Origin of the sequence: Amaricoccus sp. (assembly GCF_036846665.1) — a bacterium.
Taxonomy (GTDB): domain Bacteria; phylum Pseudomonadota; class Alphaproteobacteria; order Rhodobacterales; family Rhodobacteraceae; genus Amaricoccus.
Window position 1 is genome coordinate 1 of record NZ_DAIUBO010000076.1, and the last position, 16,646, is coordinate 16,646.

19 protein-coding genes are annotated in these 16,646 nt (G+C 70.3%); 16 read left to right on the forward strand and 3 right to left on the reverse strand.

Annotated elements, in window-relative coordinates:
* The 14 genes from V7050_RS09315 to V7050_RS09380 all read left to right on the forward strand — a co-directional run.
* Positions 1–337 (forward strand): MarR family winged helix-turn-helix transcriptional regulator (locus V7050_RS09315; RefSeq protein WP_324410478.1); only part of this gene is annotated, 337 nt, incomplete at its 5' end.
* A gap of 3 nt (positions 338–340) precedes the next feature.
* The gene (locus V7050_RS09320; RefSeq protein ID WP_324367180.1) at positions 341–1,552 is read left to right on the forward strand and encodes an HlyD family secretion protein; all 1,212 of its coding nucleotides are present in this window, start codon (positions 341–343) and stop codon (positions 1,550–1,552) included.
* The gene (locus tag V7050_RS09325) at positions 1,552–3,090 is read left to right on the forward strand and encodes an MDR family MFS transporter (protein WP_324367178.1); all 1,539 of its coding nucleotides are present in this window, start codon (positions 1,552–1,554) and stop codon (positions 3,088–3,090) included. Before V7050_RS09320 ends, V7050_RS09325 begins: the two co-directional genes overlap by 1 nt.
* A gap of 122 nt (positions 3,091–3,212) precedes the next feature.
* On the forward strand, positions 3,213–4,541 hold the full coding sequence (locus tag V7050_RS09330; RefSeq protein ID WP_324367176.1) for a replication-associated recombination protein A: 1,329 nt from the start codon (positions 3,213–3,215) through the stop codon (positions 4,539–4,541).
* A gap of 88 nt (positions 4,542–4,629) precedes the next feature.
* Positions 4,630–4,980 carry a BLUF domain-containing protein gene (locus tag V7050_RS09335; protein WP_324410480.1) on the forward strand — a complete coding sequence of 117 codons (351 nt, stop codon included), beginning with the start codon at positions 4,630–4,632 and terminating at the stop codon, positions 4,978–4,980.
* A gap of 99 nt (positions 4,981–5,079) precedes the next feature.
* Positions 5,080–5,520, forward strand: coding sequence for a BLUF domain-containing protein (locus tag V7050_RS09340; protein WP_324367174.1), 441 nt, complete (start codon positions 5,080–5,082; stop codon positions 5,518–5,520).
* A gap of 82 nt (positions 5,521–5,602) precedes the next feature.
* Complete coding sequence (gene crcB / locus V7050_RS09345) at positions 5,603–5,989, forward strand: fluoride efflux transporter CrcB (RefSeq protein ID WP_324367172.1); 387 nt, start codon at positions 5,603–5,605, stop codon at positions 5,987–5,989.
* On the forward strand, positions 5,986–7,035 hold the full coding sequence (locus V7050_RS09350; RefSeq protein WP_324367170.1) for an RluA family pseudouridine synthase: 1,050 nt from the start codon (positions 5,986–5,988) through the stop codon (positions 7,033–7,035). The genes crcB and V7050_RS09350 overlap by 4 nt, the downstream gene beginning before the upstream one ends.
* A complete protein-coding gene (locus V7050_RS09355; RefSeq protein ID WP_324367168.1) occupies positions 7,032–7,721 on the forward strand; it encodes an HAD-IA family hydrolase in 690 nt (229 codons plus the stop codon). Before V7050_RS09350 ends, V7050_RS09355 begins: the two co-directional genes overlap by 4 nt.
* Positions 7,718–8,440 carry an ATP12 family chaperone protein gene (locus V7050_RS09360; protein ID WP_324367166.1) on the forward strand — a complete coding sequence of 241 codons (723 nt, stop codon included), beginning with the start codon at positions 7,718–7,720 and terminating at the stop codon, positions 8,438–8,440. Before V7050_RS09355 ends, V7050_RS09360 begins: the two co-directional genes overlap by 4 nt.
* A gap of 167 nt (positions 8,441–8,607) precedes the next feature.
* Entirely contained in the window at positions 8,608–9,624 is a 1,017-nt protein-coding gene (locus V7050_RS09365) for an amino acid ABC transporter substrate-binding protein (protein WP_324367163.1), read from the forward strand.
* Between the two features lie 119 nt (positions 9,625–9,743).
* On the forward strand, positions 9,744–10,955 hold the full coding sequence (locus V7050_RS09370; RefSeq protein WP_324367161.1) for an amino acid ABC transporter permease: 1,212 nt from the start codon (positions 9,744–9,746) through the stop codon (positions 10,953–10,955).
* Position 10,956: 1 nt separating this feature from the next.
* Positions 10,957–12,249: an amino acid ABC transporter permease gene (locus V7050_RS09375; RefSeq protein WP_324367159.1), complete on the forward strand. Its 1,293-nt coding sequence runs from the start codon at positions 10,957–10,959 to the stop codon at positions 12,247–12,249.
* An 11-nt stretch (positions 12,250–12,260) separates the two neighbouring features.
* A complete protein-coding gene (locus tag V7050_RS09380) occupies positions 12,261–13,052 on the forward strand; it encodes an amino acid ABC transporter ATP-binding protein (RefSeq protein WP_324367157.1) in 792 nt (263 codons plus the stop codon).
* Positions 13,053–13,266: 214 nt separating this feature from the next.
* Here V7050_RS09380 and V7050_RS09385 read toward each other — a convergent pair whose 3' ends face one another.
* The 3 genes from V7050_RS09385 to argB are packed head-to-tail and all read right to left on the reverse strand — an operon-like array spanning position 13,267 to position 15,337.
* Entirely contained in the window at positions 13,267–13,767 is a 501-nt protein-coding gene (locus tag V7050_RS09385) for a SixA phosphatase family protein (protein WP_324367155.1), read from the reverse strand.
* Between the two features lie 2 nt (positions 13,768–13,769).
* Positions 13,770–14,435, reverse strand: coding sequence for a ferredoxin (locus V7050_RS09390; RefSeq protein WP_324367154.1), 666 nt, complete (start codon positions 14,433–14,435; stop codon positions 13,770–13,772).
* A gap of 2 nt (positions 14,436–14,437) precedes the next feature.
* Positions 14,438–15,337 (reverse strand): acetylglutamate kinase, encoded by a 900-nt coding sequence (argB, locus tag V7050_RS09395; RefSeq protein ID WP_324367152.1) that lies wholly within the window; start codon positions 15,335–15,337, stop codon positions 14,438–14,440.
* Positions 15,338–15,407: 70 nt separating this feature from the next.
* On the opposite strand from argB, the gene V7050_RS09400 reads away from it, so the two are divergent.
* Both V7050_RS09400 and V7050_RS09405 read left to right on the forward strand, forming a co-directional pair.
* A complete protein-coding gene (locus V7050_RS09400; protein ID WP_324367150.1) occupies positions 15,408–15,935 on the forward strand; it encodes a hypothetical protein in 528 nt (175 codons plus the stop codon).
* The gene (locus V7050_RS09405; RefSeq protein WP_324367148.1) at positions 15,932–16,498 is read left to right on the forward strand and encodes a hypothetical protein; all 567 of its coding nucleotides are present in this window, start codon (positions 15,932–15,934) and stop codon (positions 16,496–16,498) included. Before V7050_RS09400 ends, V7050_RS09405 begins: the two co-directional genes overlap by 4 nt.
* Positions 16,499–16,646 lie beyond the last annotated feature (148 nt).

Below are 16,646 nucleotides of genomic sequence, written 5' to 3' on the forward strand. Positions count from 1 at the left end.
GGGGTCGGGCCGGGCGGCGCCCGGGGCGCTGCTCAAGATCGAGCCGATGACGCTCAGCCGCCACATCGACCGGATGGAGGCCGCCGGACTCGTGGAGCGGCGCCCCGACCCGAACGACCGCCGCGCCCGGCGCATCCATACCACCGAGACGGCGCGCGCGCTCCTCGAGCCGATGCGTGCCCGCGCCGCCACCGTCTACGAGGAGGCGCTGGCGGGTCTCGCGCCGGCCGAGCGCGATGCGCTCGTCGCCCATCTCCAGACCATCGTTTCCAACCTCTGCACTGGTGCCGCCGAAGCGGCGGGCGACGAACGGCGCAGCGCCGCGACGGGAACCTGACCCATGAGCGACCCGGCCCCGGAACCGACCACCGAGACGAAGCCCGCCCCGCGGCTCGTCACCACCGATCCCGCCGCCCCGACCGCACCCGCGACACCGCGCCCGCCCGCCCGCCGCCGACGCAGGCTCCTGATCGCGGCGCTGCCGCTCGCGCTCGCCCTCGGCGGCGGCTACGCTTGGGTGACCGGCGGGCGCTATGTCGAGACCGAGGACGCCTATGTCCAGCAGGACCGCGTTTCGGTGATGCCGCAGGTCAGCGGCCAGATCGCCGAGGTGAATGTCGCCGAGAACCAGCGGGTGAAGGCGGGCGCGACCCTCTTCACCATCGACGACGCGAGCTACCGCAACGCCGTGGAGCAGGCGCAGGCGCGCCTTGCCTCGGCGCGCCTCGACGTCGAGCGGCTCAAGGCCGCCTATGACGAGGCGGTCGCCGAGGCGGACACGGCGCGGGATTCCTTCGAGACCGCCCGGACCCAGGACGACCGCCAGCAGAAGCTGCTCGGCTCGGGCGTGGTCAGCCAGTCCGCCGCCGACGACAGCGCGCTGAAGCTCCAGATCGCCCGGGGCGCGGTCACCAAGGCCGAGAGCGCGCTGGTCTCGGCCAGGGCCTCCCTCGCCGGCGATCCGGCGATCACCACCGACCGGCATCCCGACGTGCTCGAGGCGCTCGCCGCCCTGCATGCCGCCGAGCTCGATCTCGCCCGCACCAGGGTGGTGGCCCCGGACGACGGCATCGTCAGCCAGACCGACCGGCTGCAGCGGGGCCAGTACGTGACGCCGGCGGTGCCGGTCCTGAGCCTCGTCGCCGCCGGCGACAGCTGGATCGAGGCCAATTACAAGGAGACCGAGCTCACCCACATGCACCCCGGCCAGCGGGCGGAGGTCACGGTCGACACCTACGCCGATGAGCCGCTCACCGGCGAGATCGCCTCGATCGGCGCGGGCACAGGCTCGGAATTCGCGCTCTTGCCGCCGCAGAACGCCACCGGCAACTGGGTGAAGGTTGTGCAAAGGGTGCCGGTCCGCATCGGCATCGACGCCGGCCAGGACCTGCCGACGCTGCGCGCGGGCATGAGCGCGCGGGTCTCGGTCGATACCGGCCATGCCCGCGGCCTGCCCGGTTTCGTCTCCGCCGCGCTCGCCGCGGTCGGGCTCGGGGCCGCCACCGCCGACACCGCCGGCACCGGCGCCAGCGCCGCGACCGGAGACCGCTGATGCCCTCGGCCGCGGCCGAGGCGGGCCCGGTCCCGAACAAGGCCCTGATCACCGTCTCGATCATGCTGGCGACGATCATGCAGGTGCTCGACACCACGATCGCCAATGTGGCGCTGCCGAGCATGCAGGGCTCGCTCGGCGCGGCGCAGGACCAGATCACCTGGGTGCTGACCTCCTATATCGTCGCCGCCGGGATCATGACGCCGGTCACCGGCTGGCTCGCCGACCGCATCGGCCTGCGCGAGCTCTTCATCGTCTCCACCGCCGGCTTCACCGTGGCCTCGATGGCCTGCGGCCTCGCCACCAGCCTCGAGGAGATGATCCTCTTCCGCGTGCTCCAGGGCGTCTTCGGCGCCGCCCTCGTGCCGCTCTCCCAGACCGTGCTCCTCGACATCAACACCCGCGAGGAGCACGGCCGCGCCATGGCGATCTGGGGCGCCGGCATCATGGTCGGCCCGATCATCGGCCCGACGCTGGGCGGCTGGCTGACCGAGACCTTCGGCTGGCGCTACGTCTTCTTCGTCAACCTGCCCGTGGGCATCCTGGCGCTCGCCGGGCTCATGGCCTTCCTGCCGGAATCGCCGCGCCGGGAGCGCAGCTTCGATGTCTTCGGCTTCGCGATGCTCTCGATCGCCATCGGCGCGCTGCAGCTGATGCTCGACCGCGGCGAGCAGGTCGACTGGTTCGCCTCGGCCGAGACCTGGATCTATCTCGGCCTCACCGTCTCCGGCCTCTGGGCCTTCGTGCTGCACGTCACCTCCGGCCGCGCGCATCCGTTCATGGAACCGGCGATGTTCCGCGACCCGAATTTCGTCACCGCGCTGGTGCTGATCTTCATGGTCGGGATGATCCTGCTCGCGGGGCTCGCGCTGCTGCCGCCGATGCTGCAGAACCTCTACGGCTATCCGGTGATCACCACCGGCTGGGTGCTCGCGCCGCGCGGGGTCGGGACCATGGTCTCGATGATCGTCGTCGGGCGGCTGGTCGGCCGGGTCGATGCCCGCATCCTGATCCTCGCGGGCCTCTCGCTCACCGCCTGTTCGCTCTGGCAGATGACCGGCTTCTCGCCGGCGATGGACCAGCGCCCGCTGGTCGTCTCGGGCGTGGTCCAGGGCCTCGGTCTCGGCCTGGTCTTCGTGCCGCTCTCCACGCTCGCCTTCGCCACCCTCGAGCCCCGGTTCCGCGCCGAGGCCGCCGCGCTCTTCAGCCTCGTGCGCAACATCGGCTCCTCGGTCGGCATCTCCATCGTGGCGACCCAGCTCGCGCATAACATGGCCGCGGCGCGGGGCGATCTCGTCTCCGGGCTGACGCCCTTCAACCAGAACCTCGACAGCCTGCTGGGCGGCTCGACCGACATCTTCGCGACGCTGGCCCAGCTCGAGGCCCAGCTCCGCGCCCAGGCGGCGATCGTCGCCTATATCGACGACTTCATGCTCATGTTCTACCTGACGCTCGCGGCGATCCCGCTGGTCTTCCTGCTGCGCAGGCCCGGCGCCCCCTCGGGCAACGGCGGAGCCGCGGCCGCGGCGATGGAATAGGGCGCCGAAGACCGCCGGACGACCATGGCCCGGTCCCGGCGGCCGGGCGCGAGGCTGCCGCGCCGTCCAACGCCTTTACTGCCCAGTGGCACCCGGCCCCGCCGCGGTGATAGGGTGCCGCGATGGCCGATCTCTTCGATCCCCGACCCGCCGACCGACCCGCCCCGCCCGCGCGCGAGGCGCCGCGGCCGCTCGCCGACCGCCTGCGTCCCCGGACGCTGGCGGAGGTGGTGGGGCAGGACCACGTGCTCGGCCCCGACGGCCCGCTCGGCGCCATGCTCGCCGACGGAAACCTCGGCTCGATCGTCTTCTGGGGCCCGCCCGGGGTGGGCAAGACCACCATCGCCCGGCTGCTCGCCGACGCCACCGATCTCGCCTTCGTCCAGATCAGCGCCATCTTCACCGGCGTCGCGGATCTCAAGAAGATCTTCGAGGCCGCCCGGCTCCGCCGCTCGAACGGCCGCGGCACCCTGCTCTTCGTCGACGAGATCCACCGCTTCAACAAGGCGCAGCAGGATGCCTTCCTGCCGCTGATGGAGGACGGCACCATCGTGCTGGTGGGCGCCACCACCGAGAATCCCTCCTTCGAGCTCAACGCGGCACTCCTGTCGCGCGCCCGCGTACTCACCCTGCACCGCCTCGACGATGCGGCCCTCGAGCGGCTGTCCGAACGCGCGGAGGCCGAGCTCGGCCATGCCCTGCCGCTCTCGCCCGAGGCCCGGGCGACGCTCGCCGGCATGGCCGACGGCGACGGCCGGGCGCTTCTCAACCTGATCGAGCAGATCGCGGGCGAGGGCGGGACGCTCGACGCCGCGGCGCTGGCGAGGCGCCTGACCCGGCGGGCGGCGCTCTTCGACAAGACCGGCGACGGCCATTACAACCTGATCTCGGCACTGCACAAATCCGTGCGCGGCTCCGACCCCGACGCCGCGCTCTACTGGCTGGCGCGCATGCTCCGGGGCGGCGAGGATCCGCGCTTCCTCGCGCGGCGAATCACCCGCATGGCGGTGGAGGACATCGGGCTCGCCGATCCCGCGGCGCTGCGGCTCTGCCTCGACGCCTGGCAGAGCTTCGAGCGGCTCGGCTCGCCCGAGGGCGAGCTGGCGCTGGCCGAGGCGGTGATCTACCTCGCGCTCGCCCCGAAATCGAATGCCGCCTACCGGGCCTTCGGGGCGGCGATGGCGGCGGCCGAGAAGACCGGCTCGCTCGATCCGCCCAAGCATATCCTGAATGCCCCGACTCGCCTGATGAAGGAGGAAGGCTACGGCCGGGGCTACCGCTACGACCACGATGTCGAATCGGGCTTCTCCGGCCAGGATTATTTTCCGCCCGGCATGGCCCGGCCGCGATTCTACGAGCCCACCGACCGCGGTTCCGAGCGGGATCTGCGAAAAAGGGCTTTGTACCTCGAAGAAGAGCGCGCTAGGCTGTCTCAATCGGGTTCCGAGTAGCTGCCAGGCAAGACGGCAGGGACCCGCCGCGACAAGAGGGAGGTCGCCGGTCATCGCCACGGTTCGGCAGACGCGCAAGGACGAGTTCATCCAGCTCGTCTATGTGAGCACGGCGGCGGAAACGCTGCGCCCCGCCGACCTCGACACGATCGCCGAGGTTTCGCGCCGCAGAAACGAGCAGGCCGGGCTGACCGGCTTCCTGCTGCACCAGGGCCCGCGCTTCTACGGCGTCCTCGAAGGGCCGACCCGCGCGCTCTTCGCCCGGATGGAGGCGATCGTGACCGATCCGCGCCATCGCCGCGTCGTGGTGCTGCGCGAGGACACGATCACCGAGCGCCGGTTCCGCAACTGGAGCTTCGGCATCCTTCCGGCGGTGCCGATACGGCCGGCCCAGGGCGCCACGGTCGAGTTCATCAGCGATTTCGCGCGGCGCATGTGACCGGGGGTAATCGTATTTCGATTTTGTGCATCGGCAACATTGACTCCTGCTACTTTTTGGGGTGAGTGAACACCAACTTCTATTTTCTGCGGATCGGGTATGCCAAACGGGTCAGGCGCCATATCGCTGGTCGAGTTCTCCTATGCATCGGAGGCGACGTCGGAGCTTCCGCCGTCCGCGCTCCTGCGGCTGGAGGCCCAGGCGCGGCGATTCAATCTCGAACACGGGCTGACCGGGGAGCTGCGCTTCGACGGCCGCAGCTTCACCCAGGTCCTGGAGGGCTGCTGGTCGGCGATCATGCCGCTCTCGGCGCGAATCCTCACCGACCGCCGGCACGGCTCGATCTCGATCACCGCCTTCCGCCCGATCCCCGCGCGGCGGTTCACGACCTGGAGCTCCGCCGGCTTCGGGGTCGGCGAGGTCGCGGCGCTGCGCTCGGCCAGCGCGGCCGGCAATCTCCGCTTCCTGCCGCTGGTGCCGCGCCTGCCGCTCGAGGGCGACACCGAGAACGGCCGCGAGACGGCCCGAGCCACCACCTGAAGGCGAACCTCCCGGCCGCCGCCTTGACATTCCCGGCCCGGACGGGCCTTTGAGCGGCATTCGTTCCCGACAGGATGCCGAGATGCCTCCGCTTCTGCAGATCGCCCTGGGCGGCGCCATCGGCGCGATGCTGCGCTATCTGGTCTCGGCGCAGATCGCCCGCAGGACGGGGATCGAATATCCTTGGGGAACCCTGAGCGTTAACGTCCTGGGATCCTTCGTCATGGGCCTCGCGGCGGCCGTGCTGCTGCGCCGGATGGATTCCGAGCTGCAGCATCTCGCGCCCTTCGTGATGACCGGCATGCTCGGCGGCTTCACGACCTTCTCCGCCTTCTCGCTCGAGGTCTTCCTGCTCGTCGAGCGCGGCCGGCCGGGGCTGGCGCTGTTCTATGCGGGAAGCTCGGTGGTGCTCGGCCTCGCCGCCTTCGCGCTCGGGCTCTGGTCGCTCCGGGCCTGGAGCACGGGATGAGCGGCCCGGAACAGGTGAGGATCACACCCGAGGAGGCGGATGTCCGGCTCGACCGCTGGCTGCGCCGGCGCCATCCCCATGTGCCGCAGGGGCTGGTCGAGCGCCTGTGCCGCAAGGGCGAGATCCGCGTGGACGGCGGCCGGGTCCGCCCGGCGACCCGGCTTGAGGCGGGCCAGACCGTGCGCCTGCCCCCGATCCCCGAGCCGCGCGACACCCCGGCCGCCGCTGCGCCGCAGCCGGCGGTCTCCGAGGCCGATGCCGCGATGATCCGCGCCTGCGTGATCTGGCGCGACGAGGACGTGCTGGCGCTGAACAAGCCGCCGGGGCTCGCGGTCCAGGGCGGCTCCGGCCAGCGCCGGCACGTGGACGGGCTGGCCGAGGCGCTGCGCTTCGGCGCCGAGGAAAAGCCGCGGCTGGTGCACCGGCTCGACCGCGATACCTCGGGCGTGCTCCTGATGGCGCGCAGCGCGCGCGCGGCCGCCGGGCTGACGCGCGCCTTCCGCGACCGCACCGCGCGCAAGACCTATTGGGCGGTGGTCGCGGGCCTGCCCTCGCCGCGGGCCGGGACCATCCGCTACGGGCTGGTCAAGGCGCCGGGCCACGGAACCGGCGGCGAGGGCGAGAAGATGCTCTGCATCGCCCCCGCAGACATCGCCCGCACCGAAGGCGCCAAGCGCGCGACGACCGACTACCGGGTGATCGAGGCGGCGGCCCAGCGCGCTTCCTGGGTCGCGCTGCGCCCGGTGACGGGGCGCACGCACCAGCTGCGCGCGCATATGGCCGCCATCGGGCATCCGGTGGTCGGCGACGGCAAATACGGCACCAATGCCCAGGAGAACACCGGCACGGGCTGGGGCGCCCAGCTCGGCGGCGGCGTCAGCCGCAAGCTGCACCTGCATGCGCGGTCGCTCGACCTGATCCATCCCCGGACGGGGGCGCTGCTGTCGCTCACCGCCCCCTTGCCCGAGCATATGGCGCGGACCTGGGCGCTCTTCGGCTGGCTGCCCGAGGATGCGCCCGCCGACCCCTTCGGGGAGGCGGCATGAGCGGGCCGATGCGCCTCGTCGTCTTCGACATGGACGGGACGCTGATCGACAGCCAGCACCTGATCGTGGCGGCGATGGAACGGGCCTTCGCCGCGGTCGGGCAGCCGGCGCCGGAGCGCGAGCGCATCCTTTCGGTGGTGGGGCTCTCGCTGCCCGAGGCGATGGGCGCGCTCGCGCCGCATCTCGCGCCGGGGGACGTCTTCGCCCTGGCCGAGCAATACCGCATGGGCTTCGTGGCGCAGCGGGCGGCCGGTGGTGCCGCGGCCCATGCGCCGCTCTATCCGGGGGCGCGGGCAGCGCTCGACCGGCTGGCCGCGGAGCCCGCGACGCTGATGGGGGTAGCGACCGGCAAGGCGCGGCGGGGGCTCGAGCACAGCTTCGACGCCCATGGGATCGGCGGCTATTTCGCGACCGCCCAGACCTCGGACGGCCATCCCTCCAAGCCGCATCCCTCGATGCTCCTGCGCGCGCTTCAGGAAACCGGCTGCGCGGCGCGCCATGCGGTGATGATCGGCGATACCGAATTCGACATCGCCATGGGGCGCGCCGCCGGCTTCGCGACCGTCGCCGTCGCCTGGGGCTATCATCCGCGCGCGCGGTTGGTGGCCGCCGGCGCCGATGTGGTGGTCGAGCGCTTCGACGACCTCGACGGGGCGCTGGACGGCCTGCGGAGCGCGGCGCGATGAGCGGCATGCCCAGGCGCCGCTTCTGGTCGCGGGCCTCCGTGCGCGCGGGTCCCGAGGGCCACGGCGTCCGGCTCGACGCGCGCCCGCTCAACACGCCCGCCGGCGCGCCGCTGGTCCTGCCGACCGCGGCGCTGGCCCAGGCGATCGCCGACGAATGGAATGCGCTCGAAGGCGAGATCGACCCCGACCGCCTGCCGCTGACGCGCTTCGCGAATTCCGCCATCGACCGGGTGGTGCCCGCCCGCGACGCGGTGATCGAGGCGATCGCCGCCTTTGGCGCCAGCGACCTGCTCTGCTACCGCGCCGATGCGCCCGCCGAGCTCCGGGCGCGGCAGGCTGCGGCCTGGGATCCCTGGCTCACCTGGTGCGCGCGCGACCTCGGGGCGCCGCTGATCGCGGTGTTCGGCCTCATGCCGCATCCCCAGCCGGATGCCAGCCTTGCGGCCCTGCGCGAATCGGTCGCGGCGATGGATGCCTTCGAACTGGCCGCGCTGCACGAGATGGTTGTGCTGTCCGGCTCGCTCGTGCTCGCATTGGCGGTAGCGCGGGGCGCTCTCGCGCCAGAGCAGGCCTGGCAATTGTCGCGCCTCGACGAGATCTGGCAGGCGGAGCATTGGGGCCTCGACGCCGAGGCGGAAGCGGCCGCGACAAGAAAGCAAACGGATTTCCATCTCGCCGCAATGATGATGCGCAACCTGTCGGGTTCGCGCAATTTGTGAGCGGAGGTTCGCAGGTCTCGGCCGTTAACCTTGATGTTCCTTAACGTACTGCTAAAACAAGACATAGCATGAATATTGGATCTGACGCATCCGGCGGCGGTCGGACGGCGCACGAATTGTGCGCCGAAGCCGGACTGTGCGCCGCAACCACAACGGGGAGAAGTTCCATGAAACATCCGATCTGGATCGCCGCCACCATCGCCGGCGGTCTCGCCGCCGGCGCCGCCTCGGCCCAGACGCTCGATGCGGTCAAGACGAACGACGTGCTGAAATGCGGCGTCAACACCGGGCTCGCCGGTTTCGCCGGCCCGGATCCGAACGGCCGCTGGGTCGGCTTCGACGTGGCCTTCTGCCGGGCGATGGCCGCGGCGGTGCTCGGGGACCAGGACAAGGTGCAGTTCGTGCCCCTGACCGGCGAGACGCGCTTCACCGCGCTGGCCTCGGGCGAGGTCGACTACCTGTCGCGCAACACCACCTGGACCCTGACCCGCGACGTCGATCTCGGCTTCACCTTCATCGGCGTGAACTATTACGACGGCCAGGGCTTCATCGTTCCGGCCGAGCTCGGCGTGACCTCCGCAACCGAACTCGACGGCGCCACGGTCTGCATCCAGACCGGCACCACGACCGAGCTCAACCTCGCCGACTTCTTCGCCGCCAACGGCATCTCCTACGATCCGGTGCCGATCCAGACCAATTCCGAGGCGCTGCAGCAATACCAGGCCGGCGCCTGCGACGCCTATACCACCGACGCCTCGGGGCTCGCCGCCTCGCGCGCGACCTTCGAGAACCCCGACGATCACGTGATCCTGCCGGAGATCATCTCCAAGGAGCCGCTCGGGCCGCTGGTGCGCGAGGGCGACGACCAATGGGCCGACATCGGCCGCTGGGTGCTCAACGCGCTGATCGCGGCCGAGGAATACGGCATCACCGCCGAGAACGCCGCCGAGATGGCCGCGAGCTCCCAGAACCCCGAGATCCGCCGCCTGCTCGGCTCCGAGAGCAATCTCGGCGAGATCCTCGGCCTCGAGGCCGACTGGGCGGTCAAGGCGATCCAGGCCCAGGGCAATTACGGCGAGATCTTCGCCGCGAACATCGGCGAGGGCACCCCGATCAACCTTGCGCGCGGCCTGAACGCGCAATGGACCGACGGCGGCCTGATGTATTCGCCGCCGTTCCGCTGACCGGCGCCCGGGCGTGCGCTCCGGCGCGCGCCCGACCGGATCCGGGCGATGACGATCGGCGCTCCCACCGGCCGTGACCGCTCGCCGCCCCGCGGCGGCCCGCTTCGCGAGGAGTCGCGATGACCAGCATCGACACGCATCAGGAGCCCTTCCGGCTCGGAATGCTGCTCAACGACACGCGCTACCGCTCGCTGACGATCCAGGTCTTCGCGCTGGCGGCCTTCATCCTCGCCACCGCCTGGCTGGTGAGCAACACGGTCCAGAACCTCTCCGCGCTCGGCAAGGACTTCAGCTTCACCTTCCTCGGCTCCCGCGCCGGCTACGACATCAGCCAGACGCTGGTTCCCTATACCAACAACAGCACCCATGGCCGGGCGGCGCTCGTGGGGATCCTCAACACCATCCTGATCGCCATCCTCGGCTGCGCCCTCGCCACCGTTCTCGGCGTGCTCATCGGCGTGCTGCGGCTCTCGGGGAACTGGATCGTCGCCCGGATCGCGGCGGTCTATGTGGAGGGCTTCCGCAACGTCCCGGTGCTGCTCTGGATCATCGCCATCATGGCGATCATCACCGAAAGCGCCCCGGCCCCGAGCGCCTTCCGCGGCGAGGAGGCCAGCGCCAGCATGCTCTTCGGCGCCTTCGCCGTCACCAACCGCGGGCTCTACATGCCCTGGCCGGTGCTCGGGCCGGGCTGGCAACTGGTGGTCCTGACCTTCCTCGCCTCGCTCGCCGCCATCGTCTTCCTCCGCCGCCAAGCGCGGCGACGCCAGGAGGAGACGGGAGAGATCCTGCCGATCTTCTGGCTCGGCACCGGCCTCTTCTTCGTGCCGGTCCTGCTGGTCGACGCGCTGCTCGGCGGGCCGATCACCCTCGACTATCCGGTGCTCGAGCGCTTCAACTTCGCGGGCGGCGGCTTCGTCGACAAGGCGCTGCTCGCGCTCTGGCTGGCGCTCTCGCTCTATACCGGCTCCTATATCGCCGAGATCGTGCGCGCCGGCATCCTCGCGGTGCCGCGCGGCCAGACCGAGGCGGCGAGCGCGCTGGGGCTCCGGCCGCGGCGGGTGATGAGCCTCGTCATCCTGCCCCAGGCGCTCCGGGTCATCGTGCCGCCGCTGATCTCGCAATACCTCAACCTCACCAAGAACTCCTCGCTCGCCATCGCCGTCGGCTACATGGACGTGCGCGCCACGCTGGGCGGCATCACCATGAACCAGACCGGGCGCGAGCTCGAATGCATGCTGCTGCTCATGGGCTTCTACCTGCTCGTCAGCCTCGGGATCTCCTCGGTGATGAACTGGTACAACGCCTCCGTGGCGCTGAAGGAGCGCTGAGATGGCGGGGGCCGGGTCCTTCCGCCGGGAGATGCTCGAGGCGCAGGCGCCGCCGGCCGCGCGCACCGGCCGGCTGCGCTGGCTGCAGGAGAACCTCTTCTCGAGCTGGCAGAACGCGCTCCTTACCCTGCTGTCGCTCGCGGCGATCCTCTGGCTGGTCGCCCATGTCTGGCCCTGGTTCGCGCATTCGGTCTGGGACGCCGGCTCGCTCACCGAATGCCGCGCGATCATCCGCGAGACCTGGGGCGAGGGCGCGAGCGGCGCCTGCTTCGCGGTGATCCGCGAGCGCTGGCAGCAGTTCCTCTTCGGCTTCTACCCGCGCGAGCTCTACTGGCGCCCGACGCTCGCCTTCGTGCTGATGTTCGCGGCGCTGGCGCCGATCCTCTTCGCCGAGCTGCCCCGCCGGCTCCGCTGGTTTGCGGTCGCCTTCCCCGGCATCGCCTACTGGCTGCTCTGGGGCGGCCCGGCCTCGGTGCCGCTGGCGGTTTATGCCGGCTTCGCCATCGCCTTCCTGGTGCACCGGGCCGTCGCCGCCCGGGCCTCGGAGCTCGTCGCCCTGATCCTGGCGGCCGCCGCCATGATCCTCTGGTGGCTGCATCTCGCCGGCCCGGTGGCGCGCGCCCTGCCGATCCTGCCGCTCCAGCCGGTCGGCTCGAGCCGCTTCGGCGGCTTCACCCTCTCGCTGGTGATCGGCGTGACCGGCATCGCCTTCTCCCTGCCGCTCGGCATCCTGCTCGCGCTCGGCCGCCGCTCGCAGATGTTCTTCGTCACCACCCTGTGCGTCGGCTTCATCGAGTTCATCCGCGGCGTGCCGCTGATCACCCTGCTGCTGGTGGCCTCGTTCCTGCTCAACATCTTCCTGCCGCCCGGCACCAATTTCGACATCATCCTGCGCGTGATCATCATGGTGACGCTCTTCGCTTCGGCCTACATGGCCGAGGTGATCCGCGGCGGGCTGGCGGCCCTGCCGCGCGGCCAATACGAGGCCGCGGACGCGCTCGGCCTCGATTACTGGAAGTCGACGCGGCTGATCATCATGCCGCAGGCGCTCAAGATCTCGATCCCCGGCATCGTCAATACCTTCATCAGCCTCTTCAAGGACACGACGCTGGTGGCGATCATCGGACTTCTCGACCCGATCGGCCTGACCACCGCGATCCGCGCCGACACCAACTGGAACGGCATCGTCTGGGAGCTCTACGGCTTCGTTGCGTTGCTGTTCTTTCTGTGCTGCTACGGGATGTCGCAGTATTCCCAATACCTCGAGCGCAAGCTCCGGACCGGCCAGCGCTAGGAGATCCGCCCATGAGCGAGACCGTCATCGACCAGCCGATCGACCGCAGCGGGATGAAGGTGTCCGACGAGGTCGCCATCGAGATCGTCGGCATGAACAAGTGGTTCGGCGAGTTCCACGTGCTGCGCGACATCGACCTGACCGTCTACAAGGGCGAGCGCATCGTGGTCTGCGGCCCCTCGGGCTCGGGCAAGTCCACCCTGATCCGCTGCATCAACCGGCTGGAGGAGCACCAGAAGGGCAGGATCGCCGTCGACGGCGTCGAACTGACTTCGGATCTGAAGAACATCGACAAGATCCGCTCCGAAGTCGGCATGGTGTTCCAGCATTTCAACCTCTTCCCGCATCTGACGATCCTGGAGAACTGCACGCTGGCGCCGATCTGGGTGCGCAAGACCCCGAAGAAGGAAGCCGAGGCCGACGCGATGCAGTTCCTGACCAAGGTCCGGATCCCCGAGCAGGCGGACAAGTATCCCGGTCAGCTCTCGGGCGGCCAGCAGCAGCGCGTGGCGATCGCCCGCGCGCTCTGCATGCGCCCCAAGATCATGCTCTTCGACGAGCCGACCTCCGCCCTCGACCCCGAGATGATCAAGGAGGTGCTCGACACCATGATCGAGCTCGCCGAGGAGGGCATGACGATGATCTGCGTCACCCACGAGATGGGCTTCGCCCAGGCGGTGGCCAATCGGGTGATCTTCATGGACCAGGGCCAGATCGTCGAGCAGAACGAGCCCAAGGCCTTCTTCAACAATCCCCAGTCGGAGCGCACCAAGCTCTTCCTGAGCCAGATCCTCGGGCATTGATGCGACAGCCGCGCGCGGATGTGTCACCTGCCAGATCCGCGAAGGGGAGGTGACGGCCCCGCGGGCATGGGCGCGGGACCGAAACCACCATCCGGATCCAGTATGCGGTCAGCCCCCCGCAGGCCATCCGGCGGGCGTCATCGGGCGCGTTAACACTTTTTCCCTTTTGAATCAGCATGTTGAAATCTGTCCCCATGGGGACGGCGCCGCGGCGTCATTCGAGCGTCCGCGGCACCACGAAATCATGCAGCCGCCCGCTGCCCAGGACGACCTCGCTCCAGGTCGCCGCATCGAAATCGATGACCGCCGTCGCGCCGGTCGGGAACTTCTCGAAGGCCGCATCCTCGGGCGCGGCTTCCAGAATGAGCCGCGCGAAGCTCCCGATGCCGGGCTGATGCCCCAGGACCAGCAGCCGTGCCACGTCCGGCGCCTGCTGCACGGCGGCGAGGATGGCCGCCGTATCGGCCTGATAGAGCTCCGTCACATAGGTCGTCGGCGTGCCCCCGATCTTCTCGACGACCCGCGACCAGGTCTCCTGCGCGCGCCGGGCGTTCGAGACCAGGGCGTGGTCGGGCGCATAGCCCTTCGACTTCAGCCACCGGGCGATCAGCCCGGCGCCGCGCCGGCCGCGCCGGTTGAGCGGCCTGTCGAGGTCGCGCTGCTCCGGGTCGGACCAGCTCGACTTGGCATGGCGCATCAGGATGAGGCGTCGCATCCTCAATGACTGCCATGAAAGGCGTGCATGTGGAAGGCCGATTGTGCCTCGACCCGCCGGCCGGCACCGACCGGACAGGCCCGGCGCACCGCGCAGCCGCGGCCCAGGCAATCCGCTCCCGCAGCGGTGTCCAGGAAGCCGTGGCAGGCCCGGAGATCGTAGCCGGCCTGCCCCAGCGCCCCGACGGGGCAGGCGTCGAGACAGAAACGCGGGCAGGCGTCGCAGGGCCGCGGGCCGGGTCGCGGCAACTCGAAGCGCTGCGCGAAGGCCAGCGCGCCGCGGAACGAGACCATGAGCCCGGCGGTCTCGTGCACCAGGAGCCCCACGGGCGAGCTCCAGGCATGCCCGCTGCGGATCGCCCAGCGCAGGAAGGGCCGATACGGCGGCCCGCCGAACGGGAAGAACGCCTCCGCGCCGAGGCGGTCGGCGAGCCCGCCGATCACCCGCGCCGACCAACGGTCGAGCGGATCCGCGCCACTGTCGCGATATTCCGCGCCGGCACGGAACGCCGCCCAGAACCCGGGCTCCTCCGGCCCGAGCAGCACGAGCGTCCCGCATTCCGCCGGCAGGCCGTCGTCGGGTGCGGGGTGGAAGGCCCCGAGCACGGCCAGCGCCTCGCCGCGGGCGGCGCGGGCCACCTCCTCCAGGCGCCCCGGCCGCGAAGCCATGGCTATGCCGCCCGGATCAGCGTGCCGGCTCCATGGGCGGTGAAGAGCTCGAGCAGGACCGCATGCGGCGCGCGCCCGTCGAGGATGACCACCGCGCGCACCCCGCCCTCGATCGCCTCGAGCGCGGTCTGGGTCTTGGGGATCATCCCGCCCGAGATCACGCCCGAGGCGGTGAGATCGCGCACCGCCGCGGCGTTGAGCTCGGTCAGCACGGTGCCGGAGGCGTCCTTGACCCCCGCGACATCGGTCAGGAGCAGCAGCCGGTCGGCCTTCATCGCCGCGGCCACAGCGCCCGCCGCAGTGTCGCCGTTGACGTTGAAGGTTTCGCCGTGCCGGCCCATGCCCACGGGCGCGACCACCGGGATGAAGTCCGAGCCGAGGAAGTTCTTCAGGATCTCGGGATGCATCTCGACCGGCTTGCCGACGAAGCCGAGATCGACCGCCACCTCCTCGCCGTCGCGCAGGGTCGTCCGGATGTCCTTCTCGCAGATCATCAGGTTCGCGTCCTTGCCGGAAAGGCCGATCGCCTTGCCGCCCTGGGCGTTGATCGCCTGCACGATGCGCTTGTTGATCCGGCCCGAGAGCACCATCTCCACGACCTCGACGGTCGCCGCGTCGCTGACGCGCTTGCCGTCGACGAATTCCGAGGGAATGGCCAGCCGCTGGAGCATCTCGTTGATCATCGGGCCGCCGCCGTGCACGACCACCGGATTCACGTTGCATTGCTTCATCAGCACGACGTCGCGGGCGAAGTCGGCCATCTCCTTCTCGTCGCCCATGGCATGGCCGCCGAACTTGATGACGATCGTCGCGCCGTCGTAGCGCTGGAGATAGGGCAGCGCCTCGGAGAGCGTGCGGGCGGTCGCGATCCAGTCGCGGGTCATGGCGGCGGATCTCTCCATCTCTCGTCCCCTTGCTCTCGCTCGGCGGCAGGGGATACTCTGCAGGGCGACCCGACACAAGGAGGCCGTCTTGGCCCGTGCGCGCAGCAGCCTGATCCTCGCGGCCTTCGCCACCCTGCTTCTCGGCTGCCAGCCGGCCCAGGATCCCGCGACCTCGCGCGGCGCGAGCGGGGCGGATTGCATCGCGCTCTTCCAGCAATACGACATCCTCGACCGCTTCATGCCGACCCCGCGCCGGGAGCGGTGGTCGGTCCCGCCGGAGCTGATGCGGCAGGCGGAATGGCTGCGCAACGGCGGTTGCATCACCCTGAGCGCCGATCTCGCCGGGATGGAGGATCTGCCCGTCGTGCCGGTTTCCGACAGCGGCGGGACGATCCCGCCGACCACGATCCACGCGGGCGTGGTCACGACCTCGGAGGACGATGCGCGCGCGATCCGTCATTTCGAGGCGCGCGGGCTGCGTGCCTTCAGCATCGGCAAGGCGGGGCTGGGCCGGCGGGTCTATGTCGGCCCGCTCGGGACGGCCGGCGCGCTCGAGGGGGCGCGAAAGGCGGCGCTCGAAGCGGGGTTCGCCTATCCCTATCCGATCGGCGAATGAGCATGCGCGGGAGGGCCGCCCTGGGTCCGGGCATCCGTGCGGTCCTGCTGGCGGGGCTCGCGCTCGCGGCGGGCTGCGCCGGAGTGCCGAGGGAGCGCGATCCGGCGGTCTGCACCGATCTCTTCGAGCAGTACAACCGTCTGGAGCGGCAGGGTCAGGTGACGCGATTCAACGCGCCGAGCGACACGTATATCCTCGCGCCGCGCCTGGAGCGCCAGAACGTGCTGCTGATCCAGGGCGGCTGCCTCACGCGCACCAGTGATCTCGACGGCATGGAGGCGCTGGGCCGCAAGCTGGTGCCCTTCGAGATCGCGCGCGGCGGCGCCGCCATCCGTCCGGTCCCGGTGCAGGTCGGGGTGGTGACCGGCTTCACCGACGAGATGCGGACCACGGTGTTCTTCCGCGGGCTGGGCTACAATTCGCGCGGGGTCGGACTGGAGGGGCTCGGCCGGCGCATCCTGATCGGCCCCTTCGACGACGAGGCGGCACTGGAACAGGCGATCTCGGTCGCGCGCGAGGCGGGCTTCATCAGCCCCTTCGCGGCGGTCAACCTCAGGTTCTGAGGCAGGTTTCGGACCGTCGTTTTCATGTCCCCATGGGGACGTTTCGTAACTATCTGTTTTGTTTGAATTTATTCGTAAACGCTTCATGAAGGCCACACTACACGACTCTCGGGTTTTTGGGCGCTCTTGAAGGAATTCGGTGCCACTC